Source organism: Pectobacterium atrosepticum (assembly GCA_019056595.1).
In the GTDB taxonomy this organism is placed as follows: Bacteria; Pseudomonadota; Gammaproteobacteria; order Enterobacterales; family Enterobacteriaceae; genus Pectobacterium; species Pectobacterium atrosepticum.
In genome coordinates this window covers 3,113,773-3,140,260 of record CP036163.1, presented here as the reverse complement: position 1 = coordinate 3,140,260, position 26,488 = coordinate 3,113,773, and the positions used below count along the sequence as shown (strand labels likewise).

Here is a 26,488-nt window from a genome sequence, read left to right as displayed (position 1 = left end):
ACAATTTGCGTCACGAAAGGTGACAAACGAATAGCTTCGCGCTATTTTGTGCGACACTGTTTTTGCAATCTTGGTCAATCGCGGGAGATAGCAGCACAATGGCAGAAAATTTTCACATTTTGCTCTTGAATGGTCCAAACCTGAACCTGCTAGGTACCCGAGAGCCCGACAAATACGGTAACACGACATTAGCAGACATTGTCAGCGAGCTGGAAACACAGGCGCAGGCATTGAACGTGAAGTTTTCCCATCTGCAATCCAATGCGGAACATGTCCTGATCGATACCATCCATCAGGCCAGAGGAAACACAGACTTCATTCTGATTAACCCGGCGGCATTTACCCACACCAGCGTTGCGCTGCGTGATGCCCTGCTGGCGGTCGCAATTCCGTTTATCGAAATTCATCTGTCCAACGTGCACGCACGTGAGCCTTTTCGTCACCACTCTTATCTTTCTGATGTTGCGGTCGGCGTGATATGTGGCTTGGGGGCAGATGGTTATCAGTATGCTTTACAGACGGCGGTAAAACGCCTGTCAACTTCCAATTAAACAAAAGAGTACGGAACCACATCCATGGATATTCGTAAAATCAAAAAACTGATCGAACTGGTTGAAGAGTCCGGCATCGCCGAACTGGAAATTTCTGAAGGTGAAGAATCAGTACGTATCAGTCGTGCCCCAGCAGCGGTTAACTACCCGATGATGCAACAGGCCTACGCTACGCCGATGATGCAGCCACAGCCTGCTCTGGCAGCCGCCGTTGCACCAGCGCCAGTGGAAGCAGTTGCAGCACCGGCTGCCATCAGTGGACACATTGTTCGTTCTCCAATGGTTGGAACCTTCTATCGCACCCCAAGCCCGGATGCTAAGTCTTTCGTGGAAGTGGGTCAGCGCGTCAACGTCGGCGATACCCTGTGCATCGTCGAAGCCATGAAAATGATGAACCAGATCGAAGCCGACAAAGCGGGCGTGGTTAAAGCCATCCTGGTCGAAAACGGTCAGCCGGTCGAATTTGACGAGCCACTGGTTGTCATCGAATAACGAGGCTTATCATGCTAGATAAAATCGTTATCGCTAACCGCGGAGAAATCGCGCTGCGTATTTTGCGTGCCTGTAAAGAACTGGGCATCAAAACCGTCGCCGTTCACTCCAGTGCGGATCGCGATTTGAAACACGTATTGCTGGCGGACGAAACCGTGTGTATTGGCCCGGCGCCGTCAACAAAAAGCTATCTGAATATCCCAGCGATTATTTCCGCAGCGGAAATCACGGGTGCTGTAGCTATTCACCCTGGCTACGGTTTCCTGTCCGAAAACGCAGATTTTGCCGAACAAGTTGAACGTTCCGGCTTTATCTTCATCGGCCCACGTGCAGATACCATTCGCCTGATGGGCGATAAAGTCTCTGCGATCAGCGCGATGAAAAAAGCGGGTGTGCCGTGCGTACCGGGTTCTGATGGCCCATTAGACGGCGACATGGACAAAAACCGCGCCTTTGGCAAACGTATCGGCTATCCGGTCATCATCAAAGCCTCTGGCGGCGGCGGTGGTCGTGGTATGCGCGTGGTACGTAGCGACAAAGAGCTGGAACAATCCATCAACATGACCCGTGCGGAAGCCAAAGCGGCTTTCAACAACGACATGGTCTACATGGAAAAATACCTGGAAAATCCGCGCCACGTGGAAATTCAGGTTATGGCTGACGGTCAGGGTAACGCCGTCTATCTGGCCGAGCGCGACTGCTCTATGCAGCGTCGCCACCAGAAAGTGGTGGAAGAAGCGCCAGCACCCGGCATTACCGACGAACTGCGTCGCAATATCGGTGAGCGCTGCGCCAAAGCCTGTATCGATATCAACTATCGCGGTGCGGGTACGTTCGAATTCCTGTACGAAAACGGTGAGTTCTACTTCATTGAAATGAACACCCGTATTCAGGTGGAGCATCCGGTAACCGAGATGATTACCGGCGTGGATCTGATTAAAGAGCAGTTACGCATTGCTGCTGGTCAGCCGCTGTCCATCAAGCAGAAAGACGTCAAGGTGCGCGGCCATGCGGTGGAATGCCGTATCAACGCGGAAGATCCGAATTCGTTCCTGCCAAGCCCGGGTAAAATCACGCGTTTCCACGCGCCGGGCGGCTTTGGTGTCCGTTGGGAATCGCATATTTACGCCGGTTATACCGTACCGCCGTATTACGATTCCATGATCGGCAAGCTGATCACCTACGGCGAAACCCGCGAAATCGCGATTTCACGTATGAAGAACGCGCTGGCTGAACTGATCATCGATGGCATCAAAACCAACATCGAACTTCAGATGAAGATCATGAGCGACGAAAACTTCCAGAGAGGTGGCACTAACATCCACTATCTGGAGAAGAAACTCGGCTTGCAGTAAACGCTGCGCGATTTCAGTCGTGACTCTCTTAAAGGTCGGTGAAAACCGGCCTTTTTCTTTTTCTGTGAATTCAGGCTAGTCAATTGGCCCACATGCCGTAAAATTCCCGCTTTCGTCATCACGACGCTCATAACAATACCTATGCTCCCATTTACGGTGGAGAAGAACATGGATACACGCTTTCCTCAGGCACACAAAGAGGCCCGCTGGGCTTTTGGCCTGACGCTGGTTTATTTAGTGGCTTGGGCGCTTGCCGCCTATTTGCCTGACAACACACAAGGGATAACGGGTCTTCCACACTGGTTTGAGATGGCCTGTCTGCTGCTACCGCTCGTGTTTACGCTGCTGTGCTGGCTAATGGTGCGCGTTATTTTCCGCGATCTCTCATTGGAGAGTGACGATGCAAATTGAAATTTTATTGCCGCTGATTGGCTATCTGCTGCTGGTCTTCGGGCTGTCGGTCTATGCGTACCGTCGCCGTCAGGCAGGTAACTTTCTTAATGAATATTTCCTCGGTGGCCGCTCGATGGGCGGGTTTGTACTGGCGATGACGCTCATCGGCACCTACGTTAGCGCTAGCTCTTTTATCGGCGGGCCAGGTGCCGCTTACAAATACGGGCTGGGCTGGGTGTTGCTTTCGATGATTCAGCTTCCCACTATGCTGCTGTCGCTGGGCATTCTGGGGAAAAAGTTCGCTATTTTAGCTCGCCGCTACAACGCTATCACACTGAATGACATGCTGTACGCCCGCTACAAAAGCCCGCTGCTGGTGTGGTTCGCTAGCATCAGCCTGCTGATCGCGTTTATCGGTGCCATGGCCGTGCAGTTCATCGGCGGCGCACGCCTGCTGGAAACCGCCGCGAACATTCCTTATGACATCGGTTTGCTGATTTTCGGCGTCACCATCGCGCTATACACCACGTTTGGCGGCTTCCGTGCCAGCGTGCTCAATGATGCGATGCAAGGCATCGTGATGTTAATCGGTACCGTCATCCTGCTGGTGGGCGTGATTTATGCCGCAGGCGGTTTGCACAGCGCGGTGGATAAGCTGCAACAAATCGACCCGATGCTGGTATCACCACAGGGCAGCGGCGGCATTCTGTCGATGCCGTTTATGGCCTCATTCTGGGTGCTGGTCTGCTTCGGCGTCATTGGCCTGCCGAACACCGCCGTTCGTTGTATCTCTTACCGAGACAGCAAAGCGTTACACCGTGGAATTATCATCGGCACAATCGTCATCGGCATTCTGATGCTCGGCATGCATCTGGCTGGTGCGCTGGGGCGCGCCGTTATGCCAAACCTGACAATTCCCGATCAGGTTTTACCCGCGCTGATGGTCACCGTGCTGCCACCGCTGGCTGCAGGGATCTTTCTCGCCGCGCCAATGGCCGCTATCATGTCCAACATTAATGCGCATTTGCTTCAGGCCTCTGCCACGATCATCAAGGATCTCTATCTCAGCGTGCGCCCTGAGCAGATCCATAACGAACGTCGTATCAAGATCCTGTCCAGCGTGACAACCCTGTTGTTGGGGCTGCTGGTGCTGCTGGCCTCCTTACGGCCGCCGGAGATGATCATCTGGCTGAATCTGCTGGCGTTTGGCGGGCTGGAAGCAGTGTTCCTATGGCCGCTAGTGCTAGGCCTGTATTGGGAACGCGCGAATGCTGCGGGTGCGCTTAGCGCCATGTTCACCGGCGCGATTTGCTATACCTTACTGGCTAGCTTCAATCTTCAGTTGGCTGGATACCACCCTATTGTGCCATCGCTGTTACTCAGCCTGATGGCGTTTATGATTGGCAACCGTTTTGGTCATAATCCACCAGCGCCGGTTGCCGCTTCATCTTCACTTTAAATGTAATAGAGACTGCTATGCCGTGGATTCAACTGAAAATAAACACCTCAGGAAAGGTTGCTGAACAACTGGGTGACACCATGATAGAAAGCGGTGCGGTATCCGTTACGTTTCAGGATACGCACGATACTCCAGTGTTTGAACCGCTGCCGGGCGAGACTCGTCTGTGGGGCGATACCGACGCCATTGCGCTGTACGATGCCGAAACCGACATGAACGCGGTTATCGCCATGCTGGAACAAGAGCCGCTGCTGGGCGTGGGTTTTAAGCACAAGATCGAACAGTTGGAAGACAAAGACTGGGAACGCGAGTGGATGGATAACTTCCATCCGATGCAGTTCGGTAAACGTCTGTGGATTTGCCCAAGCTGGCGTGAAATTCCTGACCCGAGCGCCGTCAACGTGATGCTCGATCCCGGCCTGGCGTTCGGCACCGGTACCCACCCAACGACGTCACTGTGCCTGCAATGGCTCGATGGGCTAGATCTCGAAGGGAAAACCATCATCGATTTCGGCTGCGGCTCCGGCATTCTGGCGATTGCCGCCCTGAAACTGGGTGCAGCACGCGCTATCGGGATTGATATCGATCCGCAGGCGATTCAGGCCAGCCGCGACAACGCGCAGCGCAACGGCGTTTCTGAGCGTCTTGAGCTTTACCTGCCGAAAGACCAACCTGCCGACCTGTCTGCCGATGTCGTCGTCGCCAACATCCTTGCTGGCCCACTGCGCGAACTGGCACCGCTGATTAGCGATCTGCCAAAAGCTGGGGGTCACCTCGGCCTGTCCGGCGTACTGTCCACGCAGGCCGATGGCGTCGCAGAAGCCTACGCAGACAAATTCACGCTCGATCCCGTCGCTGAACGCGAAGAATGGTGTCGTATTACCGGCCAACGCCACACGTCCTAATCACGTTATCCCTCCTGCTCCGCCCGCCGTGTACGCAACGGTGGGCGAGCGCCTTCTTGTTATACCTCATGATTTGTCCCGATAAGCTGGCGTATTATGCTGGCCGGCAAGTGATCGAGCGCATCACCTGCGCCCGGCGCTCAACGATGCCGTATCATTATTTTTAAGGGATGAAAAATGAAAGGTAAATTCTCTATCGCACTTATGCTGTCGGCCTGCTTTTCCGCATCGGCATCAGACTCGGTTCACTGGGGCTACGAAGGCAGCGGCGATCCGGCGCACTGGGGAAAACTCTCCCCGGACTTCTCGCTGTGTGAAACGGGGAAAAATCAATCTCCAGTCAATATCCAGCAGGCACTAAACGCCCAGCACGATCCCTTACAGTTGGCTTTCCAGTCTGGAACACAGCAAATCATCAACAACGGGCATACTGTTCAGGTTAACGTCAGTTCGGGGAATACGCTGTTGCTGGATAACGAGACATTCGCCTTGCAGCAATTCCACTTTCACGCACCGAGTGAAAATGAAATTGATGGTAAACAATTTCCGTTGGAAGGCCACTTTGTCTATAAAAACGCGGATGGCGCGCTCACCGTTATTGCGCTGATGTTTCAGGAGGGAGCAGCCAATCCACAACTAGCCACTGCATGGCAGCAGATTCCGGCTCATGTCGATCAGGCGGAGGACGTGCGTACGCCGATTGCGATTCAGGCCTTGTTACCGACGTCATTAAACTACTATCGATTCAGTGGGTCACTGACCACGCCACCTTGCTCAGAAGGCATTCGCTGGCTGGTGCTGGATCATCCCGTCACCGCCTCTGCTGAACAAATAAACCAGTTCAGCTCGGTCATGCATCACGCCAATAATCGCCCTATACAACCGCTTAATGGCCGAATCATCATACATTAAGCCACTCCGTGAGGCTGGTCAGAGCATTTGCCGACCAGCCTCAGGTAAATTGGTGCCCTTTTTTGCCACATTAACCAAAGCATTTCACTGATAAAGCATTGCTAGCCTGTTGTATCTTCAGTAAAAACGACCACGCTTACAGATAAAATTCTGTAAGAAGATGAATATTTTACAGAGCAAAAAACCAACACAAAAATATAACACACTGTTAAATATGAATAATATTTTCATATGCCTCTACGAACTGCATTTTCATTGATCGATAGCCGTAAATTGGTCAAAGTTTGGCCTTTCATCTGACGTAAAAAATGCGTAATATACGCGCCCTTGCAGGCACAGTATGGTCAATTTTTGTCTATGCACATTGGACAATTTCAGCTAACCAATCGTTTGATAGCAGCCCCAATGGCTGGTATTAGCGATCGCCCATTTAGAGCACTCTGTCATGCGATGGGCGCTGGAATGACCGTGTCTGAAATGCTGTCTTCCAATCCGGAAGTCTGGCGTTCAGACAAGTCGCGTTTGCGAATGGTACATAGTGATGAACCGGGTATCAGGGCCGTGCAGATTGCCGGTTGTGACCCCGATGAGATGGCGGCGGCAGCGAGAATCAACGCTGATTCCGGCGCGCAGATCATCGACATCAATATGGGCTGCCCAGCGAAGAAGGTGAACCGCAAGATGGCAGGATCTGCGTTATTGCAGTATCCGGATTTGGTCAAACAGATCCTCTCTACGGTAGTGAAAGCGGTAGACGTACCGGTAACACTGAAGATCCGTACCGGTTGGGCACCAGAGCACCGCAACTGTGTAGAAATTGCCAAATTGGCTGAAGACTGTGGCATCCAGGCGTTAACTATTCACGGACGCACTCGTGCGTGCCTGTTCAATGGTTTCGCCGAATACGACAGCATTCGGGCAGTTAAGCAGGCCGTTTCCATTCCTATTATTGCGAATGGCGACATTACAGACCCGCATAAAGCCAGAGCGGTTCTTGACTACACTGGGGCTGACGCCCTGATGATAGGACGAGCCGCTCAGGGAAGACCCTGGATCTTTCGGGAAATCCAGCATTATCTGGACACAGGGGAGTTGCTGGCACCACTGCCTTTGGTAGAGGTCAAGCGCTTGTTGATCGAGCACATACGGGAATTGCACGACTTTTATGGTCCAGGCAAGGGATTTCGTATCGCTCGTAAGCACGTATCCTGGTATATCCAGGAGCACGCCCCAAACGACCAGTTTAGGCGCACATTCAACGCCATTGAGGATGCCAGCGAGCAGCTGGAGGCGTTGAAGGCATATTTTGAAAATCTTGCGTAAACAGAAAAAGAGCTGACAGAACTATGTTCGAACAACGCGTGAATTCTGACGTACTGACCGTTTCCACTGTAAACTCTCAGGCTCAGGTAACCCAAAAACCCCTGCGCGACTCGGTTAAACAGGCACTGAAGAACTATTTTGCTCAATTGAACGGTCAGGATGTAAGTGACCTGTATGAGCTGGTACTGGCTGAAGTTGAACAGCCACTGTTGGACATGGTGATGCAATACACCCGCGGTAACCAAACCCGCGCAGCCCTGATGATGGGCATCAACCGTGGTACTCTGCGTAAGAAATTGAAAAAATACGGCATGAACTGATACTAATCAGTTAAGCATTTGAAAAAAGGCGCTTTACCTCTTTTGGTTAAGCGCCTTTTTCTTTGCCTTCTATTTAGGCTGCAACAGCCTTAGCGTGGACAGTTTGAGCATTGCGTCTGCGAGCGTTTTTAATGGCTAAAGTTACAGCAGTTGAATGCGAGGTTCCCGCACGATGTTGTTGCTGAAATGGAAAGTAGCCTTGAAGCTGGTGAGATAAAAGCGCAATTCATCATCACCGCAGTGAAAGGCGAGATCAAACGCCGCCAGCGCAAGTAATCCAAAGACTGACTAATTTTGCGGGTAGCGTAAACTTTACTGGTTAATGCTTAATCTGGTAGCCAACTCATGCCAATATCGGACGTTCATAGAACAGAGCGGCAATAACCCAATGGAGTGACTCCAAACTATAGGGCAGATTTGCCTACCGAGAAGGTTCATTTTAATGTAGTGAATTTGCATTTTTGGTGGCACGCGCTTACGCAAGAGCATCCCTTTTGCTAATCTGTACATGTACAAGTTTGCAGCGTCGGAATTTTTATGAAATCGATAACCTATACCTACATGCGCGAACATCTGACCGAAGTGCTTGATGAACTTCGTAATGGTGTAGATTTTATTGTTACTCAGCGAGGTAAACCCGATCTCAAATTGCAGGGGAACCAGAGCGCCAGCTTCCCAGAGGCAAACGCAGGTGTGTATTCTTCGACTCCCAGAGGAGGTATCCGGGTTAAGACTGGTGAAGAGGTGTCAGTGTTCTCAACTCCCAGTGCACACGGAACTGTCTTTGTATCTAAAAGTGGAAGTATTCGCCGAGATAGCAGCTCTGAGCATTATGAAAAAAGACAAACAGTATCGCAGCCCAAAAAATTAAGTTTTGTCGAAGCAAAAACGAGAACACAAAAACGGCATGCGGGTGTCATAAAAATACTCGGAGATAAATAATGTTTGAATTTCTCAATATGGATCAAGTAATTGAAATTCAACAAGATACATTAGCCAGTAGCGGCCCTCCTGACAGAAACAGATTGGGTGGAGCGCTTTCAAGAGTTGAGAATTTACATTTCTACGAGTCATGCAATGATATTTTTAAACTTGCGGCTCTTTACCTAATAGCCATTGCTAAAGCTCATGCTTTTAATGATGCGAATAAAAGGACCGCATTTCAGGCCGCAGCTATTTTTTTGCTGATGAACATAGATCCTGAAATTGCTGATGATCCTGAAGCCAGATCGTATGATCTGAACCAGTCTTATGAACTGGTAAAACTCACGGTATTTGCTGCGATGGATGAAGCAAACCTTGAACAGACCAGTTTTGCATTACGATTATTATCGTCCTACAGAAATGACCTCATGGATGATTATGATTCTGACTACCTTCTTCCTTTACAGTCTTCACTATCTGAAGAATAGTGTCATGCAGTAATTCGGGAAGCACACCGACTCAAATAACCCTAGGCGGTTTATTAAGTAGGCGCGCTTCTCTGTTTGAGCGTTGCAACGAAGCGTATAAAGACGCTTCGTTTGATTGATACAATGTTGGCATTCATTTGTTATCTGGCTAGCCCACTAAACGCCTGAACCTCTCCTAATATGTCGCTTGCCACGGGTAGTCCGGATGCATCTATACCATTTCAGCCGAAAACAGGACATCCGCCATCACAGCCTCTACCCAACAGCCACATTTAGCCGCTCCAGCTACAAAACACCGTCGGATTGAGCAGTCGCTAACCCAGAATCAAAGCACCTCAACCAGCTCAAACTCTTCAAACACCAGCAGCATATCTGGGGCGAACGAGCCTTCTCGTTCGAAAAACTCCTGATGTGCTTGCTGCCAGAAAGCCAGGCTTTTGTCTCCTTCGCCTTCTTTGGCTGCCATCTCAGCGGTCACGTCGCAGTAGCGCACCAGCGTTAACGAGCGAGTTCGAATCACGCAGGAGGGTTGTCCTGCACCGTCCAGAATGATGTTGTAATCGCCGACCTGCGGCGAGGGTTCACTTTTGAACGCATGATACGAGCCACAGCTCGCCGTTTTATGCCCTTCCCGCACCAGTTGCAGCAGCTCATCCGCCAGCTCGGAGCTGTCGCCAAACGCCCAGCGCAGCGCGTCTGGGTACTTTTCCAATCCTTGTTTATGGCTCATCATCTTCCTCTGTTTATACGGCTATGATTGCTTTCTTCTCTCACGCCATCATAGCCGTAAAGAGGCCATCAGGTAATATCCACTTCCACCCAGAGCGCCGCATGGTCGGACGCAGCCGTGTCCCATGATGTTACTTCGGGTAGCGGCGTAACGGGTTCAGCGCCCTCTTTGGCGGCAATCTTGTCGATGTTATAAATGCCTCGACGCTCAACACCCCACTCCACCACCGCCTGATGCAACGGTGCAGACAAGAAAATGTAGTCCAGCTGATTTAACCGAGCGCCTTTCTTGCCGCCAGAGAAATAATAGGTATAACGCTCTTTTTCCGGGCGCTCTGGGTCAATAACCGGATGTAAATCCGACAGGGAAAACAGCGGAGCCAAACTCTGCCAAGGATTTGACGAATCCTCGTTCAAATCGCCGAGAATCACCACGTAATCCTTCTTGAGATCGTAAGTCTGTTGGACAATCTCTGCGACACGTTCGGATTGGTCACGGCGCTTCTGCGCCCCACGCTGTCGTTCTTGTTCTGTTTGACCGCTTTGGCTTTTGAAATGGTTGCACAGAATATAAATTGGCTGTTTGAGGCCAGCATCCAGCGTGACTTCAAGGCAATCACGGCTAAATACGGGGTCAAACTGCTTTCCCGCATCAAAAATATGGGTGCGTAGCTGAACGATCCGATAACGCGTCAAGCAGGCAACATCAATGCCGCGTGGGTCATTCGGGCTGTCGATCATAACGAACTGACTAAATTTCTTTTTCCCGAGTACCTGACTGTTGAAATCCCGTAATACATCCATGTTTTCGACTTCAACGGCGCACAGGATGTCGGCGTTAAGCAGGGTGATAATCTTGCCGGTATTCTTACGCTGCTGGCTGCTGAATTCCTGCGATTTGAACACGATTTCACCAATCCAATCTCCACGACCACGGCAGCTTTTATTGATCCTGAATCCCGTACCTGCCTCTTCCTTTCTCCATCTCCCCAACGTGCCCGCGTCGGTACGGATATCAATATAAGGACGGAGTGCGATAGAAAGGCGGAATACCTTATCCTTCAGGGCATCATCGTATTGGGGCTGTTCGAGAAGTTGCTGAAGTTGCCTGACCTGTTCCAATAAGGCATCGATCTGCTGGGAGTCGGGGAGGTTAAGAATCGCAGTGCGATGAAATAGGTTCTCAACGTTATAGCTGGCGATACGGATCTTCATTGTTGTCTCCTTGACGGATAACGACAGAAGCAATAGTCCTCTTTAAGAGTAGGCTTCTATTGTGACAACCACGCTGCATAGAAAGTAAAAATGCGGAAAGGCTTGATGACAATACGAATAACGGGAATAACGTGATAATGAATAAAGTATAAGGCGCCATGAAAAAACCAGCCGGAAACGCTTTACGCTTTACGCTTTTATTTCACTATCACCGTTTTCATGATGTAAATCGGTTCATCTGCCGCCTCACGCGGGCCAGTAAGCGATAAGGTTTTATGCCTACTGTATCAGGTGGGTATCGGCGCATCGGCAGCAATCAGTTTTTGCTCCCTAAGCTCGTCCCAAAAGCCCTTTGGAATACTCACCTTCATCGACTGGATATTGGCTTCGACCTGCCCAGGAGCACGAGCACCAGGAATAATGGCCGATACGATTGGCGGTGCAGCAGCAAATTGAAGCGCCGCAGTACGAATGTCAATACCGTGTCGATCCGCGATAGTGGCTAAACGAGCCCGCTTCTCAACTACGCCGGGAGGAAGATCATTGCTAAAGTGGTAACGATTTCTCCCCCCCAGAAAACCGTCGTTAAGCGGCGTACCTACCGTCACCGTAATGCCTTTTTTCGCCAAAGCCGGAAACGTTTTTGTCAGTGTTTCCTGATGGTCGATAATACTGTACTGGCAGGCAAGTAAAACAATATCCGGTGTTGGCCCCTTGTCCAACGCAGTCGCCATCACGGCAGCGTCAGCGCGGTTGATACCGAACCCCCAAGCTTTGATGAGACCTTCCGAACGCATCCGTTCCAGTTCAGCCATCGCACCGTTACGCGCAATCTCAAATGATGTCGTCCACGGCGTAGGCAATTCTGTATTATCCGGGCTGAGATCGTGGATGTAGACGATATCAATACTGGACAATCCTAACCGCTGCAGACTGTCCTCAACAGAGCGTCGGGCACCTGCCGCGGTATAATCATACTCATAAGAAAAGTTGAGTTTGTCCGCCCATAGCGAGTCAGGCAACGGCGTTCTGCTGGGATGAAAAATACGCCCCACTTTTGTAGAAACAAGGTATTGATCGCGCGGCTTGTCACGCAGGAACCTCCCTAGCCGATGTTCGGAAAGGCCGTGACCGTAGAAAGGTGAAGTATCATAGTAGCGAACACCGCCGTCCCACGCAGCTTGTAGCGTAGAGTGTGCTAGCTCATCACTGATAGGGGCAAAAATATTGCCAATCTGTGTGCCCCCCATACCGAAGCGGAAAGGTGTCCGATAACGGATATCCTTCGTTGCAGGGGCATTGAGTGGTAATGCCGTACCCGTAACCCTGCCACGAGTCGGCAACACCGATCCCTGCACCGTCAGAGGTTGAAAAGCCGAAATAACCCCATTCGCATTATCCGTTTGAGCAAACGCGCGCCCTGTTGCCACAAGTGCGGCACTTCCAGCAGCCAGCTTCAGAAAATTTCTACGTTCCATACTGAATACCTCTTCGTCGATGCCTATTAATTATTGATTGCGTGATACCCACGACAGAAAAGCTGCGTAAGACCGCCTTTTCATTCAACGTAAATCGGGTACCTCCCCCAGTAACGCCGGATCCCAATGCTCTACCGCTTTACCGTCTTTAATACGCCACGTGTCATACCATGTTGTGGTATAGGAACCACCTGCGACTTTCGGGTCACGAACGGTGCGCGGATAAAGCACCGTAACCAGATCGCTTTCCGCTACCACGGCAATGATTTTCATATTTAGCCGTTCAGGGAGCGGTTGAGGCTTAACCTTGAGCACCTTGGTAAAGTAATCAACAACCGCATCACGGCCGCTCTGTGCATTCGGATTATGTTGTAAGTATTCAGCAGACAGGAGCTCATCGGCTTTCTCCCAATGACCTGCGTCAAGCAACTCGCGGAGGATACGGTAAACCACCTGCTTGTTTGCGTTTAGTGCTGGATTTGGGCTGGTAAACAACGCCTCAGGGTTACGGGAAACGGACGCCGGTATTTGAGCGTATACGGAGCCGATCGTTAGGCTTAATCCCAGTGTTGCCGTCAGGAACAGCGTCTTTATCATAAAAATCACCTTGCTATTTAGTGGTAGGGAATCGATGGTGTCAGGAAATAACATTGGGGATAATTACGGTGTAGTTAACTTTTTTACAAGTACGCACAAAAAAGTTAGTGTGATATGACTGAATCAGGAGAGACGCATGACGACAGAATCCTCACCATGTTTTACCTGCGCTGACGTTATGGCGAAAGCGTGCCCATCACGAACAATTCTGCGCGATGTGACGAGCCGCTGGGGGGTATTAGTGCTGTTGGCACTACGTGAGCGCACCTATCGATTCAGTGAACTACGGCGAACAGTGGGCGGCGTTAGCGAAAAGATGCTGGCGCAAACACTGCAAACGCTGGAGCATGACGGTTTTGTTTTGCGCGTATCACACCCCGTTATCCCGCCGCATGTCGATTACTCGTTAACGCCAATGGGCAGAGAAGTCAGCAAACTTGTCGAGGGGCTGGCCGTATGGATAGAGGACAACCTCCCCTCCATTTTACATGCCCAAAACACCTCAAATGAGGCGGATAGTCTGTTCACGCAGTAAGGTGAGCAACATCGCCAAAACGACGCAAAGCCACTATATTCACTTCTGATATAAATCATCACACAACGTGATTTATAAACAGATGTGTTGTCGCGTAGATTCATTATTAACAAAAGTTATAAGCACATCGCTGCATACCACTCACAGGAATTCATAATGAAAAAAATACGTTTTGCTTTACTGACCAGCGCCCTGCTTGCTACCAGCGTATTCGCTCATGCAGATGACCTTAGCGCCATCAAGTCCGCAGGGGTTATCAAGTTCGGTACAGAAGGCACCTACGCGCCTTACACCTATCATGATAAATCAGGGCAACTGGTTGGCTTCGATGTGGACGTTGGTCGCGCGGTAGCAGAAAAACTCGGTGTGAAAGCCCAGTTCATTGAAGGACGTTGGGACGGTTTAATCGCCGGTATTGATGCCAAGCGCTACGATGCGGTCATCAATCAGGTTGGCGTAACCAAAGAACGTCAGGTCAAGTATGATTTCTCCAAGCCTTATATTGACTCCAAAGCCGTGCTGGTTGTCCGTGGTGATAACGCCGCCATCAAGGATTTCAGCGATCTGAAAGGCAAAAAATCGGCCCAAAGCCTGACCAGTAATTATTCGAAGCAAGCCACCAGCTACGGTGCGGAAATTGTACCAACGGATGGCTTTAATCAGTCGCTGGATCTGGTCCTCAGCGGCCGTGCCGACGCTACGTTAAACGATAATCTGTCATTCCTGGATTTCAAAAAGCATAAGCCAGATGCCAACGTGAAGATTGCCGCGACCTCAAAGGACGGTGAACCTTCCGCTATTCTGGTACGTAAAGATCAGGCTCCACTGGTGGAAGCATTGAATAAAGCTCTGGATGAAATCAAAGCTGACGGCACCTATAAAACGATATCTGTGCGATACTTCGGGGAGGATGTTTCTCAATAATCGCACTGTTACCAGAGCGCGTTGTTAGCAATGTCATTGTTATCAGCGCGCGCTGTGATTAGCGCCTATCGTTATCGGAGCTCGTTTTCATGCCGCCTTGGCTACAACTCATGGCAGACTCTTTCTGGAGTCTGCTGTCTGCGGGACTGAAATTTACTGTCCCTCTGGCTATCCTGTCTTTCATCTTTGGCCTAGCTCTCGGCATTCTCATCGCGCTGGTTCGCCTCTATGGCCCAAAGCCGCTGAAATGGCTGGGTGATTTCTACGTTTGGGTCATTCGTGGAACGCCGTTGCTGGTGCAGCTTTTCCTGATTTTTTATGGGCTGCCCAGCGCAGGTATTACTCTTGATGCCTTTCCGGCGGCACTTATTGGTTTCACCGTCAGTGTGGGGGCCTACAGCTCTGAGATCGTCCGTGGGGCAATCTTATCTGTCCCGAAAGGCCAATGGAGTGCCGCCTATTCTCTCGGCATGAATGGCAGGCAGGCGATTCGTTGGGTCATCTTCCCCCAATCCGTTTTCGTTTCGTTACCGCCGCTCTCCAATACGTTTATTTCCTTAATCAAGGATACGTCGCTGGCCGCCGTCATCACCGTACCAGAGATGTTTTTATCCGCTCAACGGATCGTTTCCGTTACCTATGAACCTCTGATTCTGTATGTCGAGGCTGCGCTGATTTATCTGATGTTCAGCACGGTGCTAAGCCAATTACAGGCTAAGCTCGAAAAGTATTATCAGCGCCACATCACACACTAACGTTTCTACCTCAGCCCACGCCATCCGCTGGGCTGATGACGTTACCACGTTCCCCCCCTGCCTAGCAGGTAATCCCACGCCTGAAAATACGCAAATAGGCTGAAGATGCCCCGCCCTTTCTATTTTTACGCACCAAAATAGGGCGCACTGCCCGCTTTGCATTTGTCACGGTGCGCGCATACCTAATTAGAAGCACCCACTTAGATCAATAACCATTCCATTTCGTCTTCATTATCAAGCAAATAGAAAACTGGCATTTTATTTGCTTTGCTCTGCTTACGTCGGCATACCGACAGACAGGTATGGTGCACCTTATTGTGCGCCGCAACACAACTGTGTACTGCAACAACAGCAGATAACTCTAGACGCTAGGATGATTATGAAAAGAATAGTGATTTCTACTCTGGTTGCTGGCGCGTCACTCTTTGCCGCCATCAACCAAGCCCATGCTGGTGCAACGCTGGACGCCATTCAGAAGAAAGGATTTGTGCAATGTGGTATCAGTGATGGCTTACCCGGCTTTTCCTATGCAGACGCCAGTGGCAAATACTCCGGTATTGACGTTGACGTGTGCCGCGGTCTTGCCGCTGCCGTATTCGGGGATGCCAATAAAGTCAAATACACGCCGCTGACGGCAAAAGAGCGCTTCACTGCGCTGCAATCCGGCGAAGTTGACGTACTGTCGCGCAACACCACTTGGACTTCCTCTCGTGACGGCGGAATGGGTATGCTCTTTACTGGCGTAACCTACTACGACGGTATTGGTTTCCTGACGCATAACAAAGCGGGCTTAACCAGTGCAAAAGAGCTGGATGGCGCAACCGTTTGTATTCAGGCCGGAACCGATACAGAACTGAACGTCGCTGACTACTTCAAAACCCATAAAATGCAGTACACCCCTGTCACGTTCGACCGCTCTGATGAAAGTGCCAAAGCGCTGGAGTCGGGCCGTTGCGATACGCTGGCATCAGACCAGTCACAGCTGTATGCACTGCGCATCAAGCTGAGCAAACCTGCTGAATTCATCGTTCTGCCAGAAGTGATTTCCAAAGAACCTCTGGGCCCGGTTGTACGCCGTGGTGATGAAGAGTGGTTCTCTATCGTACGCTGGACGCTATTCGCCATGCTGAATGCCGAAGAGATGGGTGTGACCTCGAAAAACGTCGATCAACTGGCAGCAAAACCCACTACACCAGATATGTCTCACCTGCTTGGTCATGAAGGCAGCTACGGTAAAGATCTCAAATTACCGAATGATTGGGCATTCAAAATCATCAAACAGGTCGGTAACTACGGCGAAATCTTTGAACGTAATGTCGGTATGGGCAGCGAGCTGAAAATTAAGCGCGGCCTGAACGAACTGTGGAACAAAGGCGGGATTCAGTACGCGCCAGCGGTACGTTAATTATCAGAACAACCTGGGCGCAGTGTATTGCTGCGCCCCGTATCGAGGTTCAAGCATGCTACAACGCCCAACCGTAAAAGGTGATTTATCACTGACGAATCCAGCGGTGCGCGCCTGGCTGTATCAAATTGTCGTTGTTATCGCTGTATTGTCTGTCGCAGCCTACCTGTTGCACAACACTGTGACCAATCTGTCGCAAAGAGGCATTACCTCTGGCTTCGATTTTCTGAATAAAAGCGCCGGCTTTGGCATCGTCCAGCACCTGATTGACTATCAACAAGGCGATACCTACGCCCGCGTTTTTCTTGTTGGGCTATTCAACACGCTTTTGGTTTCAGCATTGTGCATCGTGTTTGCTTCTATTCTCGGCTTTACCATCGGTCTTGCTCGGCTATCCGACAACTGGCTATTACGGAAAATATCCAACATTTACATCGAGATATTCCGTAATATTCCGCCGTTATTGCAGATTTTTTTCTGGTATTTTGCCGTATTACGAAATCTGCCGGGCCCGCGTCAGTCCATCAGTGCGTTTGATATCGCGTTCCTCAGCAACCGAGGCTTTTATCTGCCATCCCCTGAGATGGGGCCGGGCACCGCTGCATTTTTTCTTTCTCTACTGATCACGCTAGTAGTGACATGGAGCGTCTTTCGGCGTAATCAGCGCTATCACGCTTTAACCGGTCAGGTGCGTAGAACCTGGCCGCTGACGTTGGGTTTGTTGCTTATCCTGTGCGCACTCAGCCATCTGGTTTTCGGCCCTGCTTTTCACTGGAATGTACCGGAATTAAAAGGGTTCAATTTCCGTGGCGGTATGGTGTTGATCCCTGAACTAGCGGCATTGACTGTCGCGCTCTCAGTCTACACCTCATCGTTTATCGCCGAGATTATTCGCTCTGGTATCCAATCGGTTTCTCACGGCCAACATGAGGCAGCGCGTTCTCTCGGCTTACCTAATCCCGTTACGCTGCGTAAAGTCATCCTCCCACAGGCATTACGCGTCATCATTCCACCGCTGACCAGCCAGTATCTCAACATCGTGAAAAATTCATCATTGGCGGCGGCAATTGGCTATCCCGATATGGTGTCGCTATTCGCGGGAACCGTGTTGAATCAGACCGGTCAAGCTATCGAAACCATCGCCATTACCATGTCGGTCTATCTCATTATCAGCCTGCTGATCTCGCTGCTGATGAACCTGTATAACCGAAGAATTGCGTTAGTCGAACGCTAAGAGGACGCCATGACGATGAACCAGTATACGCAAAACCGTCAGCCGCCTCTGCTCAGAGCAATGCAGTGGGCACGACGTAATCTCTTCTCAAGTATTGCCAATAGCCTGTTAACACTGTTTTGCCTCTGGCTATTGTGGATTGCCATACCGCCGCTGCTCAACTGGGCAATCTTTCAGGCTAATTGGATTGGCACCACTCGTAATGACTGTACGCGTGATGGTGCCTGCTGGGTCTTCATTCATGCCAGATTTGGTCATTTCATGTATGGGCTGTATCCGGCAACGGAAGTCTGGCGCATCAACTTTGCACTCGCTATCGGTCTGCTCAGTATCCTACCGATGTTTCTGAAAACCATTCCCTATCGCGGACGTTACATTGCCGTCTGGACAGTGGCTTACCCACTCATCGCCTGGTGGCTACTTTACGGTGGGTTTGGCGGGCTCAGTAGAGTGGAAACGTATCAGTGGGGCGGGTTAACGTTAACGCTGATTATCGCTGCTGTAGGTATCGCCGGCGCACTACCATTAGGCATCTTGCTCGCATTAGGCCGCCGTTCCACGCTACCGATTGTCCGTATGCTTTCCGTCGTGTTCATCGAATTCTGGCGTGGTGTACCGTTAATCACCGTGCTTTTTATGTCGTCCGTGATGCTGCCGCTGTTTTTAACGGAAGGCACCACTATCGACAAACTGCTAAGGGCATTAGTTGGCGTGATTTTATTCCAATCCGCTTATGTCGCCGAGGTGGTTCGCGGTGGCTTGCAGGCGCTTCCTAAAGGACAGTATGAAGCGGCTGAATCTCTGGGCTTAGGCTATTGGCGTATGCAGGGGCTGGTCATCCTTCCCCAAGCGCTGAAAATGGTTATCCCAGGTCTGGTGAACACCATCATTTCTCTCTTTAAAGACACGAGCCTAGTCATCATCATCGGCCTTTTCGATCTCTTCAGCAGTATCCAGCAGGCAACCGTCGACCCCACTTGGCTGGGTATGTCGACAGAAGGTTACGTTTTTGCCGCAATGGTCTACTGGATTTTCTGTTTCAGCATGTCGCGCTATAGCCAACATCTGGAAAATCGTTTTAACACCGGACACAATTCACACTGAGGCCATCGATGAATCAGACTGCATTAACTCAATCAACCGATCACATGATTACCTTAGAAAATGTGAATAAGTGGTACGGACAATTTCATGTGCTTAAAGACATCAATTTGCAGGTCAGGCAAGGGGAACGCATTGTGCTGTGTGGCCCTTCCGGATCGGGTAAATCGACCACCATACGCTGTATTAATCATCTCGAAGAACATCAGCAGGGACGGATTGTTGTTGACGGCATTGAGTTGAATAACGATTTGCGCAACATCGAAAAAGTTCGCACTGAAGTTGGCATGGTGTTTCAGCATTTCAATCTTTTCCCGCACTTAACCGTATTACAAAACTGCACGCTGGCACCATCCTGGGTACGTCACACACCGAAAAAAGAAGCAGAAGAGTTGGCCATGCACTATCTGGAACGTGTGCGCATCGCCGCACATGCCCATAAATTCCCGGGACAACTATCTGGAGGCCAACAGCAACGCGTAGCTATCGCGCGTTCTCTGTGCATGAAGCCCAAGATTATGTTGTTCGACGAACCAACGTCCGCACTGGATCCTGAAATGGTGAAAGAAGTGCTAGATACAATGCTGGGGCTGGCACAAGATGGGATGACGATGCTGTGCGTAACGCACGAAATGGGGTTCGCGAAAACCGTCGCTGACCGGGTGATCTTTATGGATCAAGGTGAGATCGTAGAACAAGCGCCACCAGATATCTTCTTTTCTAGTCCTCGTTCAGAGCGCACGCAGTCATTTCTTTCACAAATCCTGCACTAATTCAGAACAATAAGCCTGCGTACCTGCGCAGGCTTTCCCCTGCATCGCCATTATGATGGTCCTTACTGTTCGCACTGCTCATCACATACCTGACGACATAAGGAAGAAAACAAATTCCAGCTCCCCAAATGCCCCACAGCAAAAAGCCCCCGTCTTTCGACAGGGGCTTTCCACATGTTTGATGCCTGGCAGTTCCCTACTCTCACATGGGGAGACCCCACACTACCATCGGCGCTACGGCGTTTCACTTCTGAGTTCGGCATGGGGTCAGGTGGGACCACCGCGCTATCGCCGCCAGGCAAATTCTGTTTCATTCCAACCGTTACACTTCACTTTTCTTGTGTCGTATAACCATCAGAACCAATCTTTGAACAAGCTGAATATCGTTTTATATGAGTCACCCACAAAACACCTTCGGTGTTGTAAGGTTAAGCCTCTCGGGTCATTAGTACTGGTTAGCTCAACGTATCGCTACGCTTACACACCCAGCCTATCTACGTCGTAGTCTTCAACGGCCCTTCAGGGGCATCTAGTGCCCAGGGAAGACTCATCTCGAGGCAAGTTTCCCGCTTAGATGCTTTCAGCGGTTATCTCTTCCGCACTTAGCTACCGGGCAATGCAATTGGCATCACAACCCGAACACCAGTGGTGCGTTCGCGTAGCATCGGTTACTTCATCACCGTAGTGACTCGTCATAACGCCTCAGTGTTAACGATGACCCGGATTTACCTGTCGCCCGGATAACCTAGCTTTCTCCGTTCCCCCTTCGCAGTAACACCGAGTACAGGAATATTAACCTGTTTCTATCACCCTTTACTGTGCGACTTTCCAGACGCTTCCACTAACACACAAACTGATTCAGGTTCTGGGCTCCTCCCCGTTCGCTCGCCGCTACTAGGGGAATCTCGGTTGATTTCTTTTCCTCGGGGTACTGAGATGTTTCAGTTCCCCCGGTTCGCCTCATTACGCTATGTATTCACGTAATGATAATGTGTCGAAACACATTGGGTTTCCCCATTCGGGTATCGTCGGGTATAACGCTTCATATCAGCTTACCGACGCTTATCGCAGATTAGCACGCCCTTCATCGCCTCTGACTGCCTAGGCATCCACCGTGTACGCTTAGTCGCTTAACCTCACAACCCGAAGATGTTTCTTTCGATTCATCCTCGCGCTGCGATTATTTGAGAGACTCATTGACATGCTGATTCATCACGACCCGCCCGAAGGCAGTCATGCATGTTCAGCTGTCATGTTTCAATTTTCAGCTTGTTCCAGATTGTTAAAGAGCAAAATACTTCGCAGCATACTGTTTCCAATACGCTCTGAAGTCTTTTTTAATGGTGGAGCTATGCGGGATCGAACCGCAGACCTCCTGCGTGCAAAGCAGGCGCTCTCCCAGCTGAGCTATAGCCCCATCTCTACTTACAGTTACCTTAGATACCACTCATGGAAGAGTTGGTAGGCCTGAGTGGACTTGAACCACCGACCTCACCCTTATCAGGGGTGCGCTCTAACCACCTGAGCTACAAGCCTATTAAGGTATTTCTGCTCGTTATTTTCATCAGACAATCTGTGTGAGCACTTCACTTAACACACATCTTTATTGGTAAGGAGGTGATCCAACCGCAGGTTCCCCTACGGTTACCTTGTTACGACTTCACCCCAGTCATGAATCACAAAGTGGTAAGCGCCCTCCCGAAGGTTAAGCTACCTACTTCTTTTGCAACCCACTCCCATGGTGTGACGGGCGGTGTGTACAAGGCCCGGGAACGTATTCACCGTAGCATTCTGATCTACGATTACTAGCGATTCCGACTTCATGGAGTCGAGTTGCAGACTCCAATCCGGACTACGACAAGGTCCCCCTCTTTGGTCCGAAGACGTTATGCGGTATTAGCTACCGTTTCCAGTAGTTATCCCCCTCCATCAGGCAGTTTCCCAGACATTACTCACCCGTCCGCCGCTCGTCACCCAAAGAGCAAGCTCTTCTGTGCTACCGCTCGACTTGCATGTGTTAGGCCTGCCGCCAGCGTTCAATCTGAGCCATGATCAAACTCTTCAATTTAAGATTTGTTTGATTTGCTGAACTCGTCAGCGATGCTCAAAGAATTAGTAACTGTTCATTCGTAATGAATTTTACTGTTGTTCACTCTTCAAGACTTTTTATATCGTTTAAGATACGGTCTTGTGAGTGCCCACACAGATTGTCTGATTATATTGTTAAAGAGCAGTGCCACGTCTTCCGTGGCGCGGGCCGCATATATTATGCTTTTCCGCTGTGAAGTCAAGTCATTACTGACTGCCTTCGTTGAATCTTTTCTGTCACACCAACTTCGTAAGTCGCTGTTGCCGTGTCAGTGGATGCGCATTATAGGGACTTCTCGCCCGCTGACAATAGGTATTTTAAAGAAAAATGACTGTTTGCTGCATTCCACAGCAAAACCCCACCTTATACCTATTTTTGCACAAACTTATCCACAGAAAGCATTCTACTCAAAAATTGACGAGCATCACGCAAACGTTTTCGCTACAATTCACCCCGTTCAAAATCGTCGTATTTTTGCGAACGCTAACTGAATATTTCTCTTTATTCCGCAATTATTACTCTGACAAAGACGATATTCACATACCGTTCTTTACTGACTACCCAAATCCAGGGGATAACATCATCATGCAACAACGCCGTCCAATTCGCCGCGCTCTGCTCAGCGTTTCTGACAAAGCAGGTATTGTCGAATTTGCTCAAGCTCTGTCCCATCGTGGTGTCGAGCTCCTTTCAACAGGTGGAACCGCCCGTTTGCTGGCCGATGCTGGCTTAGCCGTGACGGAAGTCTCTGACTACACCGGTTTCCCAGAAATGATGGATGGGCGTGTAAAGACTCTGCACCCGAAAGTACACGGCGGCATTCTGGGACGACGCGATCAAGATGATGCGATCATGACGCAGCACGACATCAAACCGATTGATATCGTCGTTGTGAATCTGTATCCGTTCGCTCAGACCGTCGCCCGTGAGAACTGCACATTAGAAGATGCGGTTGAGAACATCGATATCGGCGGCCCGACGATGGTACGCTCCGCCGCCAAAAACCATAAAGATGTGGCAATCGTGGTCAAGAGCAGCGACTACACCACTATCATTAATGAAATCGACGCTAACGAAGGTTCATTGACCTACGAAACCCGTTTCGATTTAGCCATTAAAGCCTTCGAGCATACTGCCGCTTACGACAGCATGATTGCCAACTACTTTGGCGCACTGGTTCCGCCTTACCACGGTGATACCGATAAACCATCTGGCCACTTCCCCCGCACGCTGAACCTGAACTACATCAAAAAGCAGGACATGCGCTACGGCGAGAACAGTCATCAACAAGCTGCCTTCTATATAGAAGAGAATATTCACGAAGCCTCTGTCGCCACCTCTACACAGCTACAAGGCAAAGCGCTGTCTTATAACAACATCGCCGATACCGATGCTGCGCTGGAATGTGTGAAGGAATTTGCCGAACCAGCCTGCGTTATCGTTAAACACGCGAATCCGTGCGGCGTAGCAATTGGCGGCTCAATTCTTGATGCCTACGATCGCGCCTATAAAACCGACCCAACATCCGCATTCGGCGGCATTATCGCTTTCAACCGCGAACTGGATGAAGAAACGGCACAGGCCATCATCAGCCGTCAGTTTGTCGAAGTCATTATTGCGCCATCCGCCAGTGATGCCGCGTTAAAGGTTACTGCTGCCAAACAAAACGTACGCGTCCTGACCAGTGGTAGCTGGCAGCAACGCGTTCCGGCTCTGGACTTCAAACGTGTCAACGGCGGTTTACTGGTACAGGATCGCGATTTGGGCATGGTCGATACGTCTCAACTGCGTGTCGTGACCGAACGCCAGCCGAGCGAACAGGAATTACGCGATGCGCTCTTCTGCTGGAAAGTGGCTAAATTCGTTAAATCCAATGCAATTGTGTACGCACGCGACAACATGACCATCGGAATAGGTGCCGGTCAGATGAGCCGCGTTTACTCCGCGAAAATCGCCGGAATCAAAGCGGCCGATGAAGGGCTGGAAGTTAAAGGTTCCGCCATGGCCTCTGATGCATTCTTCCCATTCCGTGATGGTATTGATGCTGCCGCAGCCGTTGGCATTAGCTGCGTGATCCAACCGGGCGGGTCTATTCGTGATGATGAAGTTATTGCTGCCGCCAACGAACACGGCATTGCGATGATCTTTACCGACATGCGCCATTTCCGCCATTAATTCTGGAGCTGACCGAAATGAACATTTTAGTAATTGGTAATGGCGGACGCGAACACGCGCTGGCCTGGAAAGCGGCACAATCACCGTTGGCGAAACAGGTTTATGTTGCTCCAGGAAACGCAGGTACCGCACTTGAACCAGCGCTGACCAACGTCGATATCTCCGCAACCGATGTTCCAGCGTTAGTCGCCTTTGCTCAGGAAAACCACATCGATTTAACCATCGTTGGCCCAGAAACACCGTTAGTTATCGGTGTTGTGGATGCGTTTCAGAGTGCAGGTCTAAAAATCTTTGGCCCGTCACAAGCAGCAGCACAGCTAGAAGGCTCGAAAGCCTTTACTAAAGATTTTCTGGCACGCCATAACATCCCGTCAGCGGAATACCAGAATTTCACCGAAGTGGAACCTGCTCTGACTTATGTACACAGTAAAGGTGCGCCTATCGTCATCAAGGCGGACGGATTGGCCGCTGGTAAGGGCGTGATTGTCGCGATGACGTTGCAGGAAGCGGAAAACGCCATTCAGGATATGCTGGCAGGTAATGCATTCGGGGATGCTGGACACCGTATCGTGGTGGAAGAGTTCCTTGATGGCGAAGAGGCGAGCTTCATCGTGATGGTGGACGGCAAGAACGTGCTGCCGATGGCGACCAGCCAGGATCATAAGCGCGTAGGGGATAAAGATACTGGCCCGAATACCGGTGGTATGGGCGCTTATTCGCCAGCGCCAGTCGTGACCGATGAAATCCACCAGCGAGTGATGGATCAGGTGATTTGGCCGACCGTGAACGGCATGGCCGCCGAGGGAAATACCTACGTTGGTTTCCTGTATGCCGGTCTGATGATTTCTGCCGATGGCCAGCCAAAAGTGATCGAGTTCAACTGTCGCTTTGGCGATCCAGAAACACAGCCAATTATGCTGCGCCTGCGCTCCGATCTGGTGGAACTGTGTCTGGCAGGCTGTGACGGCACGCTGGATCAGAAAGATTCGGTCTGGGATGAACGTCCGTCTCTGGGCGTGGTATTGGCCGCAGGCGGTTACCCAGATGACTACAATACGGGTGATGTTATTTCTGGTTTACCGCAGCAGGATGCCGAAGATGGCAAAGTCTTCCATGCTGGCACCAAGCTGAATGGTATTAATGTTGTCACCAACGGCGGGCGAGTACTGTGCGTCACTGCATTGGGTAATACCGTGGTTGAAGCACAACAACGCGCTTATGAAATAGCAGCAGGTATTCAGTGGCAAGGGGTCTTCTGTCGCAAAGACATCGGCTACCGTGCCATTGAGCGCGAGCAAGCCTGATAAACGATGGTCCGATAACGATTATCTGATAAATACTGAAGCCCGGAGAAATCCGGGTTTTTTAATGGCTATTTAGGCTGCCACTGGCAGACGTCATCTTCCACCACCAGCAATAGCTGCGTTCCTTCAGGTGCTTCCAGCCATGCTACGTTTAGGGGACGCGTTGCATGCGATTTTTGCTGCGCAATCCATTCGCGCGAGTCTCTGTCAAAATCAGGGCGAACTACCGTACCGTCACAAGACTGAACCTGCCCTTCCAGCCATTTCCCTTGCTTCAGCATCACCTTTCCTGCACGCAGAACATCACTCAATTCCAGCATACGTTTAGCATCAAACTGATAGAGCGCGACATCATCATCGGAAACTGACTCACGTCTTTCAGCAAGCTGCCGCTGCATAAAGCTGACGGTTCCATCCTCTGCAAAGCGCAAACGCATATCTTCTTTTTGCGTCCCGAGCTGATTACGCTGTATCTCGCGTAGCTTATCCTGTTGGAACGTATAGCGAGTCACCACTAGAGCATTGCCCTGAAGCGGATTATACACGGTGGTCAGTGCCGTCGTATCCTGCGCATCATCCTTACGCCACAAACGCACGATGCCACGATCGGCAACGTAACCGCTGGAGAAGACGTCCGGCGGTGCAGTGCGGCTACTGCAGGCCACGACAGCAATAAGTACGAGGCCTGCGCCACACAAACGTCGTAAAAGCAAAAGGGGCGAAAACGCCCCTCTGCTTAAACTTTTAACCGGCATGGGCTTATTTAACAGCGTCTTTCAGAGCCTTGCCAGAAACAAACGCTGGCACATTGGCAGCAGCAATTTTGATTTCTTTACCGGTTTGTGGGTTACGGCCAGTGCGCTCATTACGATGGTTGACTTTAAACGTACCAAAACCAACTAATTGTACTGCATCACCTTCTTTCAGAGACTCGGTAATTGCCGCCAAAGTTGATTCCAGAGCTGCTTTAGCCTGTGTTTTTGACAGATCAGCTTTGTCCGCAATTACATCAATCAGTTGAGTCTTATTCATAAGTTATCCTTACAGTGTGT

The 26,488-nt window shown here is 50.5% G+C and carries 28 protein-coding genes, 2 tRNA genes, 1 rRNA gene and 2 other annotated features; of the genes, 20 read left to right on the top strand and 11 right to left on the bottom strand.

From position 1 onward, the window contains the following. Window positions 1-98: 98 nt before the first annotated feature. From aroQ to accC, 3 genes are read left to right on the top strand one after another with little or no spacing between them, the layout of a single operon-like run. On the top strand, window positions 99-551 hold the full coding sequence (gene aroQ, locus DCX48_14960; protein QXE15705.1) for a type II 3-dehydroquinate dehydratase: 453 nt from the start codon (window positions 99-101) through the stop codon (window positions 549-551). Between the two features lie 24 nt (window positions 552-575). Continuing rightward, window positions 576-1,043: an acetyl-CoA carboxylase biotin carboxyl carrier protein gene (accB, locus tag DCX48_14955; GenBank protein QXE15704.1), complete on the top strand. Its 468-nt coding sequence runs from the start codon at window positions 576-578 to the stop codon at window positions 1,041-1,043. Between the two features lie 11 nt (window positions 1,044-1,054). Next, the gene (gene accC, locus DCX48_14950; protein ID QXE15703.1) at window positions 1,055-2,398 is read left to right on the top strand and encodes an acetyl-CoA carboxylase biotin carboxylase subunit; all 1,344 of its coding nucleotides are present in this window, start codon (window positions 1,055-1,057) and stop codon (window positions 2,396-2,398) included. Here accC and DCX48_14945 read toward each other — a convergent pair. Further along, window positions 2,368-2,568: a hypothetical protein gene (locus DCX48_14945; protein QXE15702.1), complete on the bottom strand. Its 201-nt coding sequence runs from the start codon at window positions 2,566-2,568 to the stop codon at window positions 2,368-2,370. The two genes, accC and DCX48_14945, sit on opposite strands and share 31 nt — an antisense overlap. On the opposite strand from DCX48_14945, the gene DCX48_14940 reads away from it, so the two are divergent. The 6 genes from DCX48_14940 to fis all read left to right on the top strand — a co-directional run bounded on the left by DCX48_14940 (window position 2,567) and on the right by fis (window position 7,710). Further along, on the top strand, window positions 2,567-2,809 hold the full coding sequence (locus DCX48_14940) for a DUF997 family protein (protein QXE15701.1): 243 nt from the start codon (window positions 2,567-2,569) through the stop codon (window positions 2,807-2,809). The genes DCX48_14945 and DCX48_14940 overlap by 2 nt on opposite strands. Beyond that, window positions 2,799-4,250, top strand: coding sequence for a sodium/pantothenate symporter (locus DCX48_14935; GenBank protein QXE15700.1), 1,452 nt, complete (start codon window positions 2,799-2,801; stop codon window positions 4,248-4,250). Before DCX48_14940 ends, DCX48_14935 begins: the two co-directional genes overlap by 11 nt. 17 nt (window positions 4,251-4,267) lie before the next feature. Continuing rightward, the gene (locus DCX48_14930; GenBank protein QXE15699.1) at window positions 4,268-5,155 is read left to right on the top strand and encodes a 50S ribosomal protein L11 methyltransferase; all 888 of its coding nucleotides are present in this window, start codon (window positions 4,268-4,270) and stop codon (window positions 5,153-5,155) included. Between the two features lie 177 nt (window positions 5,156-5,332). Beyond that, window positions 5,333-6,067, top strand: a complete 735-nt coding sequence (locus DCX48_14925) for a carbonic anhydrase (GenBank protein QXE15698.1) — start codon at window positions 5,333-5,335, stop codon at window positions 6,065-6,067. Window positions 6,068-6,424: 357 nt separating this feature from the next. Beyond that, window positions 6,425-7,390, top strand: a complete 966-nt coding sequence (gene dusB / locus DCX48_14920) for a tRNA dihydrouridine synthase DusB (GenBank protein ID QXE15697.1) — start codon at window positions 6,425-6,427, stop codon at window positions 7,388-7,390. Between the two features lie 23 nt (window positions 7,391-7,413). Continuing rightward, a complete protein-coding gene (fis, locus tag DCX48_14915) occupies window positions 7,414-7,710 on the top strand; it encodes a DNA-binding transcriptional regulator Fis (GenBank protein QXE15696.1) in 297 nt (98 codons plus the stop codon). Between the two features lie 128 nt (window positions 7,711-7,838). Here the strand turns inward: fis and DCX48_14910 are convergent, their stop codons facing one another. After that, window positions 7,839-8,003, bottom strand: a complete 165-nt coding sequence (locus DCX48_14910) for a hypothetical protein (GenBank protein QXE17261.1) — start codon at window positions 8,001-8,003, stop codon at window positions 7,839-7,841. A 244-nt stretch (window positions 8,004-8,247) separates the two neighbouring features. Between DCX48_14910 and DCX48_14905 the strand changes: the two genes are divergently transcribed. Both DCX48_14905 and DCX48_14900 read left to right on the top strand, forming a co-directional pair. Continuing rightward, window positions 8,248-8,652, top strand: a complete 405-nt coding sequence (locus DCX48_14905; protein QXE15695.1) for a type II toxin-antitoxin system Phd/YefM family antitoxin — start codon at window positions 8,248-8,250, stop codon at window positions 8,650-8,652. Beyond that, window positions 8,652-9,122: a type II toxin-antitoxin system death-on-curing family toxin gene (locus tag DCX48_14900; protein ID QXE15694.1), complete on the top strand. Its 471-nt coding sequence runs from the start codon at window positions 8,652-8,654 to the stop codon at window positions 9,120-9,122. Before DCX48_14905 ends, DCX48_14900 begins: the two co-directional genes overlap by 1 nt. 325 nt (window positions 9,123-9,447) lie before the next feature. On the opposite strand, the gene DCX48_14895 is transcribed toward DCX48_14900, so the two are convergent. The 4 genes from DCX48_14895 to DCX48_14880 form a co-directional block, all read right to left on the bottom strand. Further along, window positions 9,448-9,852 (bottom strand): ASCH domain-containing protein, encoded by a 405-nt coding sequence (locus tag DCX48_14895; protein QXE15693.1) that lies wholly within the window; start codon window positions 9,850-9,852, stop codon window positions 9,448-9,450. Between the two features lie 68 nt (window positions 9,853-9,920). After that, window positions 9,921-11,066, bottom strand: a complete 1,146-nt coding sequence (locus tag DCX48_14890) for an endonuclease (GenBank protein ID QXE15692.1) — start codon at window positions 11,064-11,066, stop codon at window positions 9,921-9,923. Window positions 11,067-11,353: 287 nt separating this feature from the next. After that, the gene (locus DCX48_14885) at window positions 11,354-12,544 is read right to left on the bottom strand and encodes an aldo/keto reductase (GenBank protein QXE15691.1); all 1,191 of its coding nucleotides are present in this window, start codon (window positions 12,542-12,544) and stop codon (window positions 11,354-11,356) included. Window positions 12,545-12,628: 84 nt separating this feature from the next. After that, on the bottom strand, window positions 12,629-13,141 hold the full coding sequence (locus DCX48_14880; GenBank protein QXE15690.1) for a hypothetical protein: 513 nt from the start codon (window positions 13,139-13,141) through the stop codon (window positions 12,629-12,631). A 136-nt stretch (window positions 13,142-13,277) separates the two neighbouring features. Between DCX48_14880 and DCX48_14875 the strand changes: the two genes are divergently transcribed. The 7 genes from DCX48_14875 (at window position 13,278) to DCX48_14845 (ending at window position 19,868) form a co-directional block, all read left to right on the top strand. Continuing rightward, a complete protein-coding gene (locus DCX48_14875; GenBank protein ID QXE15689.1) occupies window positions 13,278-13,676 on the top strand; it encodes a transcriptional regulator in 399 nt (132 codons plus the stop codon). A gap of 156 nt (window positions 13,677-13,832) precedes the next feature. Beyond that, entirely contained in the window at window positions 13,833-14,600 is a 768-nt protein-coding gene (locus DCX48_14870) for an amino acid ABC transporter substrate-binding protein (protein ID QXE15688.1), read from the top strand. A gap of 89 nt (window positions 14,601-14,689) precedes the next feature. Further along, window positions 14,690-15,355 (top strand): amino acid ABC transporter permease, encoded by a 666-nt coding sequence (locus DCX48_14865; protein QXE15687.1) that lies wholly within the window; start codon window positions 14,690-14,692, stop codon window positions 15,353-15,355. 379 nt (window positions 15,356-15,734) lie between these two features. Continuing rightward, window positions 15,735-16,760, top strand: a complete 1,026-nt coding sequence (locus DCX48_14860) for an amino acid ABC transporter substrate-binding protein (protein ID QXE15686.1) — start codon at window positions 15,735-15,737, stop codon at window positions 16,758-16,760. Window positions 16,761-16,815: 55 nt separating this feature from the next. Further along, the gene (locus tag DCX48_14855) at window positions 16,816-17,994 is read left to right on the top strand and encodes an amino acid ABC transporter permease (GenBank protein QXE15685.1); all 1,179 of its coding nucleotides are present in this window, start codon (window positions 16,816-16,818) and stop codon (window positions 17,992-17,994) included. A 9-nt stretch (window positions 17,995-18,003) separates the two neighbouring features. Further along, window positions 18,004-19,098, top strand: a complete 1,095-nt coding sequence (locus DCX48_14850) for an amino acid ABC transporter permease (GenBank protein ID QXE15684.1) — start codon at window positions 18,004-18,006, stop codon at window positions 19,096-19,098. A gap of 8 nt (window positions 19,099-19,106) precedes the next feature. Beyond that, entirely contained in the window at window positions 19,107-19,868 is a 762-nt protein-coding gene (locus tag DCX48_14845) for an amino acid ABC transporter ATP-binding protein (protein ID QXE15683.1), read from the top strand. Window positions 19,869-20,051: 183 nt separating this feature from the next. Here the strand turns inward: DCX48_14845 and rrf are convergent. From rrf to DCX48_14830, 3 genes are all read right to left on the bottom strand, one after another. Further along, a 5S ribosomal RNA gene (rrf, locus tag DCX48_14840) occupies window positions 20,052-20,167 on the bottom strand. Window positions 20,168-20,274: 107 nt separating this feature from the next. Beyond that, window positions 20,275-21,013 (bottom strand) — a sequence feature (possible 23S ribosomal RNA but 16S or 23S rRNA prediction is too short). Between the two features lie 196 nt (window positions 21,014-21,209). Continuing rightward, window positions 21,210-21,285 (bottom strand) — tRNA-Ala (locus DCX48_14835). Window positions 21,286-21,327: 42 nt separating this feature from the next. Further along, window positions 21,328-21,404: transfer RNA gene (locus DCX48_14830), tRNA-Ile, on the bottom strand. A 64-nt stretch (window positions 21,405-21,468) separates the two neighbouring features. Next, window positions 21,469-21,936 (bottom strand) — a sequence feature (possible 16S ribosomal RNA but 16S or 23S rRNA prediction is too short). 606 nt (window positions 21,937-22,542) lie between these two features. Between DCX48_14830 and purH the strand changes: the two genes are divergently transcribed. Then, the gene (purH, locus tag DCX48_14825; GenBank protein ID QXE15682.1) at window positions 22,543-24,132 is read left to right on the top strand and encodes a bifunctional phosphoribosylaminoimidazolecarboxamide formyltransferase/IMP cyclohydrolase; all 1,590 of its coding nucleotides are present in this window, start codon (window positions 22,543-22,545) and stop codon (window positions 24,130-24,132) included. Between the two features lie 17 nt (window positions 24,133-24,149). Next, on the top strand, window positions 24,150-25,436 hold the full coding sequence (purD, locus tag DCX48_14820; GenBank protein ID QXE15681.1) for a phosphoribosylamine--glycine ligase: 1,287 nt from the start codon (window positions 24,150-24,152) through the stop codon (window positions 25,434-25,436). 68 nt (window positions 25,437-25,504) lie between these two features. Here purD and DCX48_14815 read toward each other — a convergent pair whose 3' ends face one another. Together DCX48_14815 and DCX48_14810 are read right to left on the bottom strand one after the other, a co-directional pair. Beyond that, window positions 25,505-26,191, bottom strand: a complete 687-nt coding sequence (locus tag DCX48_14815) for a DUF1481 domain-containing protein (protein QXE15680.1) — start codon at window positions 26,189-26,191, stop codon at window positions 25,505-25,507. Between the two features lie 4 nt (window positions 26,192-26,195). Further along, on the bottom strand, window positions 26,196-26,468 hold the full coding sequence (locus DCX48_14810; protein ID QXE15679.1) for a DNA-binding protein HU-alpha: 273 nt from the start codon (window positions 26,466-26,468) through the stop codon (window positions 26,196-26,198). Between the last annotated feature and the right edge of the window lie 20 nt (window positions 26,469-26,488).